Here is a 7,921-nt window from a genome sequence, read left to right on the forward strand (position 1 = left end):
GAGTCGGGCTGAGCACCTGCACAAATTCGGTGTTGGTGCGCTCAGGAAAGGCCGGGTGATGCTCAAACAGGGGGCCCACCCTTTCCAAGTCCAGCTCTTCCAGGGATCCCCCTTCTTCCAAAAAGACCACACAGTGGGGGTTGCCCATGCTCACCGCCGTCACCGCCCACTCCCGCCCGCCTACCTGCAGGGGCTGCCGCACCACCTTTTCCTCTGGTTTGGCCAGCGTGGTGGGGATCTGCCCGGCCAAGAGGCGAGGGATCCCCATGTCCACTGTTACCAAGCCATCGGGCCGCACCTGCGGCACGATCCGCCCCGCCAAGGTGTGGATCTGGTAGGCGCCGTCCTGGCCAGGGATCCCCAGATCCTGCAAAAAGCGGGCCAAACAGCGGATGCCGTTGCCGCACATCTCCGCCTCCGAGCCGTCGCTGTTGAACAGGCGCATGCTGAAGTCGGCCCCCTCCTGCCCCGGCAGCAGAAAGATAACCCCATCGGCCCCCACGCCAAAGCGGCGGTTGCAGAGGGCAACGGCTTCCTCAGGCGTCAGACAGGGCTGCGGCTGGTGGCGGTTGTCCACCAAGATAAAGTCGTTCCCCAGCCCCTGGTATTTGTGGAAGGAGAGACGGGAGGGCAACCGAACAGGCATGCAGCGGAACCGCACAACAACCGGCTTCAATCCTCGTGCATCTCGTAGGGATCCTGCAAGTTTTTGGAAGGGGGGCCAAAGGCGGTGTAGATGGCAAAGGCGGTGATGCAGATGGTTATTGCCGCAATGGCCACAACCAGCGAAAGGGTGGATTCCATGGTTAGCTCTTCAGTTCTGAGAGAATCTCCCTACATATTACACAAGTTTACAATTCATTGCCGGCGGCAAAGGGGAGTGACCAGATTCTGTTAGCGTGATTTTAAAAGGAGGTTGTCTGGCTGGGATCTGCCGCCGTGCTGACCTCCAAGTTGGCAAACCTGTCCTCTCTTTGACCTATCGCGAGAACCTATGGCGATTCGTACCAAACTGGGCGATCTGCTGCGTCCTCTCAACTCGGAATACGGCAAGGTGGCCCCTGGCTGGGGCACCACGCCTTTGATGGCGGTCTTTATGGTGCTGTTCGGCATCTTCTTGCTGATCATCCTGCAGATCTACAACAAGTCGCTGCTCCTGGAAGACATCAACGTCTCCTGGGAGAGCCTCAGCTTCTAGGGCTCCTGGCTGCCGCGGGCTGTCTAGGTGGTGTACTCGGCGTTGATGCGCACGTAGTCGTAGCTGAGGTCACAGCCCCAGGCAACGCCCTGGCCAGATCCCTGGTGGAGGTCTACCGTAAAGGTTACGGGATCCCCTCTCTTTAGGTACTCAGAGGCCGCCTGGCGATCAAAAGCCAGAGGCATTCCCCCCTGCAGCAGCAGAAAATCCCCCAGGCGAACCTCCAAGCGACGGCTGTCAAAGGGGATCCCAGCCCGTCCGGCGGCGGCGGCCACCCGGCCCCAGTTGGGATCGTTGCCAAAAACTGCCGCCTTCACCAGGGGAGAGCTGGCAATGACACGGGCTATCTGCCGAGCTGACCTGTCGTCGGGGGCGCCCTGCACCCGGATCTGCAACAACTTGGTGGCTCCCTCGCCGTCGCGGGCGATGGCCTTAGCCAGGTGAATGCAAACCTGGACAACCATCTCGGCGAGGGCTTGGGCAGCTCTCGTGCCAGCTTGCAGGGTGGGAATCCCACTTTGGCCGTTGGCCAGAGCCAGCACCATGTCGTTGGTGCTGGTATCCCCGTCCACGGTGATTTGGTTAAAGCTGAGGTCAACCGCCTCTTTGAGGATCTGCTGCCAGAGGGGAGGATCCACGGCTGCATCGCAGGTTAGGAAAGCTAACATCGTCGCCAAGTTGGGGTGGATCATACCGGATCCCTTGGCGATGCCTCCCAGCCTGACGGTGTAGCCGTCGATCTCGGTCTCCAGGGCTGTACTCTTGGTCACCAGGTCGGTGGTGAGGATGGCGCGGGCGGCGCTCTCTCCTCCTGTCGGCGAGAGGCTGTCGATCAGGCGGGGCAGGGCCGCCTCGATTTTGGCCATTTCCAATTGCCGCCCGATCACCCCTGTCGAGGCAGTGAGCACCTGTTGGGCCGGGATCCCCAGCCGTTCTCCTACCCAGAGGGCCAGTTGGGCGTTGTTGCGCTCCCCCTCTTCTCCTGTACAGGCGTTGGCTTGGCCGGCATTGCAGAGAATGGCCCGCACCGGCTGCCCTTGGGCGAGGATCCCTTGGTTGTAGGTAACACAGGCGGCCTTGACCTGGTTGCTGGTGAAAACGCCAGCCCCCACCGCCTCGCAGTCGGAAACAATTAGGGCGAGATCGGCAGCGCCGGAGGGCTTGAGGCCAGCAGCCACGCCAGCAGCGCGGAACCCTCGCGGGGCGGTAACGGCGCCTGCAACCCGTTTAAATTGGGATCCCATAGATTCTGGGGTCAGGGGGTGATCGGCACTATCATACCGGCTTGGCGCTCAGATCGGGGTTGAGGGCCAGGGTTGGCAACTGGCAAGTTTTGCCCGAGAAACTCTCTGGAAACCAGGTCGGGGGGTGTAGCTGTGCCTACCGCAGCAGAGGCAACAGATAGTGTTGTTTTAATGGTAATGTGCGCCCTTCTCTTTCTGGATTGGGAAGGGATCCCTTTGCCCTCTGCTCTAGGAACCGCGAGCCATGCCCGCCCCTGTCATTACCCTTAACCATGTCAGCAAGGTCTATGCCAATGGCACGGTGGCTTTGCAAGACATGAACATGGCCATCCAGGAGGGGCAGTTCGTCAGCTTGGTGGGGCCCTCTGGCTGTGGGAAAAGCACGGTGCTGCGGCTGATCGCAGGGTTAGGTGACCTAACCACCGGCTCTATCGAGTGGGGGCAAAACACCTCCCAAGGGAAGCCCAAATTGGCCTTTGTGTTTCAGGAGCCGGCCCTCATGCCCTGGGCAACGGTGATGGACAATGTGCGCCTGCCCCTGAAGTTGGCCGGTGAGCCTCGGCCAAAAGCCGATCGAGAGGTTTTGGAAGCCCTCCACCTGGTGGGCTTGCGGGGGTTTGAGCGCCATTTTCCCCGCGAGCTGTCCGGCGGTATGCGCATGCGGGCTTCCATTGCCCGCGCCTTGGTAACCAAGCCGCAGGTGTTGCTGATGGACGAGCCTTTTGGTGCTTTGGATGAGATCACCCGCAGCAAGCTGAACGGCGAACTGCTGGAGTTGTGGCAGGAGAAGCGCTGGACGGTGATTTTTGTTACCCACAACATTTACGAGGCCGTCTATCTGTCCAACCGCGTGGTGGTGATGGCAGCCCGCCCAGGGCGGGTGGTGGCGGATATCCCCATTGAGGCGCCCTACCCCCGCTCGGAAGAGTTTCGCACCTCGCCCCTTTACAACGACTATTGCCGGGAGGTCGCGACCCGTTTGCGGGAGGCCATGCACGACACGGAGCGGGATCCCTGCCTGCGCCCCCTCTCCGCCGGACGGCTGGGCTGACGGGATCCCCCTTTGGCAGCATTCCCGGTGTTAGAGCCCCTTGATTCCCCCTACCCTATGCTGAGTCCTTTCAGTTTCCTTCTCGATTGGCTGTCTCGCTGGCTGGGATCCCTGCTTGGCGCGCCAGAGCGCCCCTTTGGGCTCTGGCTGGATGGGGAGCTGCCTCGGCTGAGCAGCGCGGTGGAAGAACAACTCAGGCCCCAACCCACCGATGCGGCTAAGGTACCTGGCTCTGCGCCGCCGACCTCTGGGCAAGGGTTGGATCTGCGCAAGTGGTTCAACCTGGACGTGATTGCCCCTGGGATCGTCGGGATCCTTTTTCTGGTGGGCTGGGAAGTGGCCGTGCGGCTGACGGGGGTGCCTCCCTATCTATTGCCGGGGCCGATTTTGGTGGCGCAAACCCTGGTGCGGGAGTGGGGATCCCTTTTCCCTTCCCTTTTGATCACCCTACAAATTACGGTGGTGGCGTTCCTTTTGGCCACAGTCTCGGGGCTTTTGCTGGCGATTTTGTTTGCCCAGAGCAAATGGATTGAGCGCAGCCTCTTTCCCTATGCGGTGATTTTGCAAACAACACCCATCGTTTCCATCGCGCCGTTGATCATCATCTGGCTGCGCAACAACACCTTTGCTGCGATGGTGGTTTGCGCTTGGATTGTCGCCTTTTTCCCCATTATCTCCAACACCACCCTGGGATTAAACAGTGTCGATCACAACCTGCTCAACCTGTTTCAACTGTACAAGGCCAATCGCTGGCAAACCTTGATCTACTTGCGTCTGCCCAGTGCCCTGCCCTACTTCCTGGGAGGTCTGCGCATTAGCGGCGGCCTTTCTTTGATCGGGGCCGTGGTGGCGGAGTTTGTCGCCGGCACCGGTGGGCAACGGGCCGGGATCGCCTACCAAATCTTGATCTCCAGCTTTAATTTGCAGGTGCCTCGCATGTTTGCCGCCTTGGTGCTGGTTACCGGCCTAGGGATCCTGATCTTTGTGGCCTTGAGCGCTTTGTCGGACAAGATACTGGGCAGGTGGCACGAGAGCGCTGTGCGCCGCGAGAACTAATTTTTGCCATAGAGCCGGCAGAAGCGGTTTCGCAAAAGGCAAGAACTGGGAATTCCCGGCAACAAAAAGGCTCAGGTTGCAGCCCTGAGCCCATCTTGACCTGTTATCGGCAGATGCCAGGAACCAGACTCGAACTGGTGACACGAGGATTTTCAGTCCTCTGCTCTACCAACTGAGCTATCCCGGCTCTGGGACTATCATTTTAGAATGCCAAGAGGGCTTTTGGCAACAGGTGGCAACCCTCGCTTTAGCCAATTAGCTTTTCCAGGGCATCCATCTGGGGGATGCAGAGGATGTCCCGCTGCCGATCCCGGCGGATCAGCTCCTCCTGCTCCAGCTTAGACAAGACACGGGTAACCGTTTCCCGGGCCAGGCCACTCAAGCTGCTCAGCTCCCGGTGGGGCAAATTGGGAATTTCTACCCCCTTGCAACCGACCCGCCCGCGGGACTCCGCCAAGAAGAGCAGGATATCGGCGACGCGAGCGACGCTGCTGGCCTCCCGCAATTGCAGGCGACGGTTGATCTGCCGTAAACGTCGCGACAAGAGCTGGGCAAGGCGGATGGCAACCTGCGCATCGGCAGCCAAAAGGGCCAGAAAGTTCTGGGCCGACAGAGAGCAGACCTTGGTGGCTGTCAGGGCAATCACATCGCTGGAACGGGGCGCCTCGTCCAAGGCGGCCATTTCCCCGAAGATCTCCCCTGGGCCAAGAATGGTGAGGGTAACCTCCCGGCCCTCCAGATCGTGAGTGCGAATCTTGACCCAACCCTCCAGGATGAAATAGACGGCGTTGCCCCAGTCGTTCTGTAGCAGGATGGCCTGGTTAACAGGGTGGGAGCGCAGCAACATCTGGCGGGCCAGCGGCTCGAGCACCTCAGGGGAAAAGCCTTCAAACAGAAACATCAGGCGTAAATCTTCAGCCGTTACCTCGCTCACTGGGGTCTCCTCCTGCACCGCCTCAATTCTTGCCCAACTCTCTTCCCAGAGAAAAACTCTTCACCTGACCGCCGCCTGAGATCAGCAGGGGCTGCGGTCAGCCTCTAACCCGGAAACGGCAGCATGCGCTTTGCCGGTAACCTTGGTCAGTTGGAGTCGAGACCTAGATCTGCTGCAGTTGCGCTTGCCAATCTTGGCTGGTATCCAAAACCTGCAGCAAGCGCCGCTCCCCCTCGGAAAAATCCTGCCACTGCGCCTGCTGCTGGGCAAGGAGATCGGCGGTGGCATCGGCAATGTCGGCGAGGTTCAGCGGCTCACCCAGGCTCGAAGCAGGGAGCGTTCGCCGTTGCAGCCGCTCGCGGAGGACAGGTTCAGGGGCGTGGCAGTAGAGGATGCACAACGGGATCCGGCACCGTTGGGCTTGTTCAATTGCCATGCCCCGCAGCGCTTGCCGGTCAAACTTGGCGTCCAGAATCACGCTGTAACCTTCCCGGGCCAACTCCACTCCCAATTGCACCAGGCGGCGATAAGTCCTGTCGGTCATCTCGGGCGTATACACCTCTGGCCCCCCTCGCTGCCGCAGAGGGATCCCAGCCAAATGCTTGCGCACGGCGTCGGAGCGGATGTGGATGGCCCCTCGCTGTCGGGCCAGGTGGCGGGCCACCGTGCTTTTGCCCGCTCCCGACAGGCCGGCCATCAGAAACAACTGCCCCTGTTTGGGCAGCGTGTATTCCCAGGCCAGTCGGTAGTAGCGGGCGGCAGTGTGGAAGGCATTGGCTTTGGCAGCTTCCGAGGCGGCAGGATCGTCTAGCAAAAAAGAGGTGACCTTGGCCCGCACGTAGGCCTGGCGATTGAGGTAAATGGGCAAGATCTTGAGTCCTTCCCAATCGCCTGTCTCTTCCAGATAGCTGTTCAAATAGGCGTTGCCCAGATCGGGGCGATGGCGGGCATCCAGATCCATCACTGCATAGGATACGTCGTACATCGTATCCACAAAGCGGAAGGCCTCGTTGAACTCAATGCAATCAAACAGCAAGATCTGGCCTTCCCACCAACAGAGGTTGCCAAGATGCAGATCCCCGTGGCCTTCGCGGATGCGGTCTTGCTCAATTCTCTGGTAAAACAGCTCCTGTCGCTCGGCAAAAAAGCGATCCGTGTAGGCTTGGGTCTCCCGATATTGATCTGCCGTCTGAGGGCCGCCAATGTAGCGCTGGGTTTGGGCGTAATTCTCGTCGAAAGCCTGCCGCACCTGCTCTGGCCGGCCAAAGCTGCGGATGTAGTCGTTGGTCTCCGCCTGGGCGTGAAAGGCCGCCACCACCCGTCCTAGCTCCTCCATTAAGAGTGGCGTCAGCTCCCCCCGCTCGAGGAGGTTGCTAAAGAGTTGCTCTTGAGGAAACTGCCGCATTTTGAGGGTGTACTCCACGGGCTCGCCACTGCCGTCAAGCTGAAACCGGCCCTCGGCTTGCACAATGGGCAACACCTGTAGATAAAGCCCTGGCGCTCCGCGCTGGTTCAGGCGCAGCTCTTCTTGACAAAAGTAGCGTCGCCGCTCCAGGGTGGTGAAATTCAAAAAGCCAAAATCCAGAGGCTTCTTCACCTTATAGGCGTAGTTCCCTGTCAAGAAAATGTAGGAAATGTGGGTTTGGACGAGCTGAATCGGCTCCCGCACCGGATGGGGGTAAAACCCCGGATCCAACATCGCTTGGATTAGCGGCGGCAGGTGGGCATCGGCCATAAAGATGGAGACGGAAAAGTCAGGGATCCCCATTTTCCTCCAAATTGCCCTCAGCTTAGTCTCCCAAGGGCAGGGCGGCCGCTTGCGGTGAAAGACGGATAATGCTGATCCCCTGTTTAACCAAAGTATCTTGAGCGGCAGCAGAGAGGGCGTAGGGCCAGACCAGATACTTAGTGTTGATGTAGTCTCGCCCCCGCTTGGCCAGGCTCACCTGTTCAGAGAGCATGCGCACCTCCGGCCCGCGGGTGATGATGGCCTCGGCGCGGCGGATGCGCTGCATCAGTTGGCTGAACAGCTCTTGGGGCTGCTGCACGAAGACCACAATGGCCAAGTCACAGGGGTTGTAGTAGTTGCCACTGCCGCAGAGGAGCAGGGCCTCGCTGGCGAGAACAAGGGTCTCCTGGTCTCCCAGAGCCACCACCGGGTAGAGAAAGGTGCGCACGTCCTCCGGCTGCCAGTGATTGAAGGAGTAGCTGTCCACCTCTCCCCGCACCCAAGAGGAGATGGCCGGAAAAACCGCCTCGCTCAGCAGCCGATAGGCCGTCTGCGGTCGCCCTAGCCAGCAGAGGGCATTCTCGTAGAAGCTCTCGTTCTCCAACAGGTGAGGGGTGAGGGGAGCGGCCATAGACTCGGATCTGGGCAGGGCCTCCTGATACATTTACGCTGAACACTGCTGAGCATTACTGCTCAGCGGTGAAGCGAT

9 protein-coding genes and 1 tRNA gene are annotated in these 7,921 nt (G+C 60.0%); 3 read left to right on the forward strand and 7 right to left on the reverse strand.

Annotated elements, in window-relative coordinates:
* Positions 1-646: diaminopimelate epimerase (dapF, locus tag NW846_RS11895; protein WP_414516118.1), on the reverse strand; the 646-nt coding region annotated here is incomplete at its 3' end.
* Between the two features lie 26 nt (positions 647-672).
* Positions 673-804, reverse strand: a complete 132-nt coding sequence (gene psbN / locus NW846_RS11900) for a photosystem II reaction center protein PsbN (protein ID WP_011430180.1) — start codon at positions 802-804, stop codon at positions 673-675.
* Between the two features lie 190 nt (positions 805-994).
* Between psbN and psbH the strand changes: the two genes are divergently transcribed.
* Positions 995-1,198: a photosystem II reaction center phosphoprotein PsbH gene (gene psbH, locus NW846_RS11905; protein WP_011430181.1), complete on the forward strand. Its 204-nt coding sequence runs from the start codon at positions 995-997 to the stop codon at positions 1,196-1,198.
* Positions 1,199-1,221: 23 nt separating this feature from the next.
* On the opposite strand, the gene argJ is transcribed toward psbH, so the two are convergent.
* Positions 1,222-2,442 (reverse strand): bifunctional glutamate N-acetyltransferase/amino-acid acetyltransferase ArgJ, encoded by a 1,221-nt coding sequence (gene argJ, locus NW846_RS11910; RefSeq protein ID WP_414347769.1) that lies wholly within the window; start codon positions 2,440-2,442, stop codon positions 1,222-1,224.
* Between the two features lie 244 nt (positions 2,443-2,686).
* Here argJ and NW846_RS11915 point away from each other — a divergent pair, with 244 nt between their 5' ends.
* Both NW846_RS11915 and NW846_RS11920 read left to right on the forward strand, forming a co-directional pair.
* Positions 2,687-3,493, forward strand: coding sequence for an ABC transporter ATP-binding protein (locus tag NW846_RS11915; RefSeq protein WP_011430183.1), 807 nt, complete (start codon positions 2,687-2,689; stop codon positions 3,491-3,493).
* Between the two features lie 57 nt (positions 3,494-3,550).
* Positions 3,551-4,549: an ABC transporter permease gene (locus tag NW846_RS11920; protein ID WP_228375483.1), complete on the forward strand. Its 999-nt coding sequence runs from the start codon at positions 3,551-3,553 to the stop codon at positions 4,547-4,549.
* A 114-nt stretch (positions 4,550-4,663) separates the two neighbouring features.
* On the opposite strand, the gene NW846_RS11925 is transcribed toward NW846_RS11920, so the two are convergent.
* The 4 genes from NW846_RS11925 to NW846_RS11940 form a co-directional block, all read right to left on the reverse strand.
* A tRNA-Phe gene (locus tag NW846_RS11925) sits at positions 4,664-4,736 on the reverse strand.
* Positions 4,737-4,796: 60 nt separating this feature from the next.
* The gene (locus tag NW846_RS11930) at positions 4,797-5,450 is read right to left on the reverse strand and encodes a Crp/Fnr family transcriptional regulator (protein WP_011430185.1); all 654 of its coding nucleotides are present in this window, start codon (positions 5,448-5,450) and stop codon (positions 4,797-4,799) included.
* A gap of 196 nt (positions 5,451-5,646) precedes the next feature.
* Complete coding sequence (locus NW846_RS11935) at positions 5,647-7,218, reverse strand: AAA family ATPase (protein WP_011430186.1); 1,572 nt, start codon at positions 7,216-7,218, stop codon at positions 5,647-5,649.
* A gap of 55 nt (positions 7,219-7,273) precedes the next feature.
* Positions 7,274-7,843 (reverse strand): hypothetical protein, encoded by a 570-nt coding sequence (locus tag NW846_RS11940; protein WP_011430187.1) that lies wholly within the window; start codon positions 7,841-7,843, stop codon positions 7,274-7,276.
* Positions 7,844-7,921: the final 78 nt, after the last annotated feature.

The sequence above is a fragment of the Synechococcus sp. W60.3 genome (assembly GCF_047502615.1).
Lineage (GTDB): Bacteria > Cyanobacteriota > Cyanobacteriia > Thermostichales > Thermostichaceae > Thermostichus.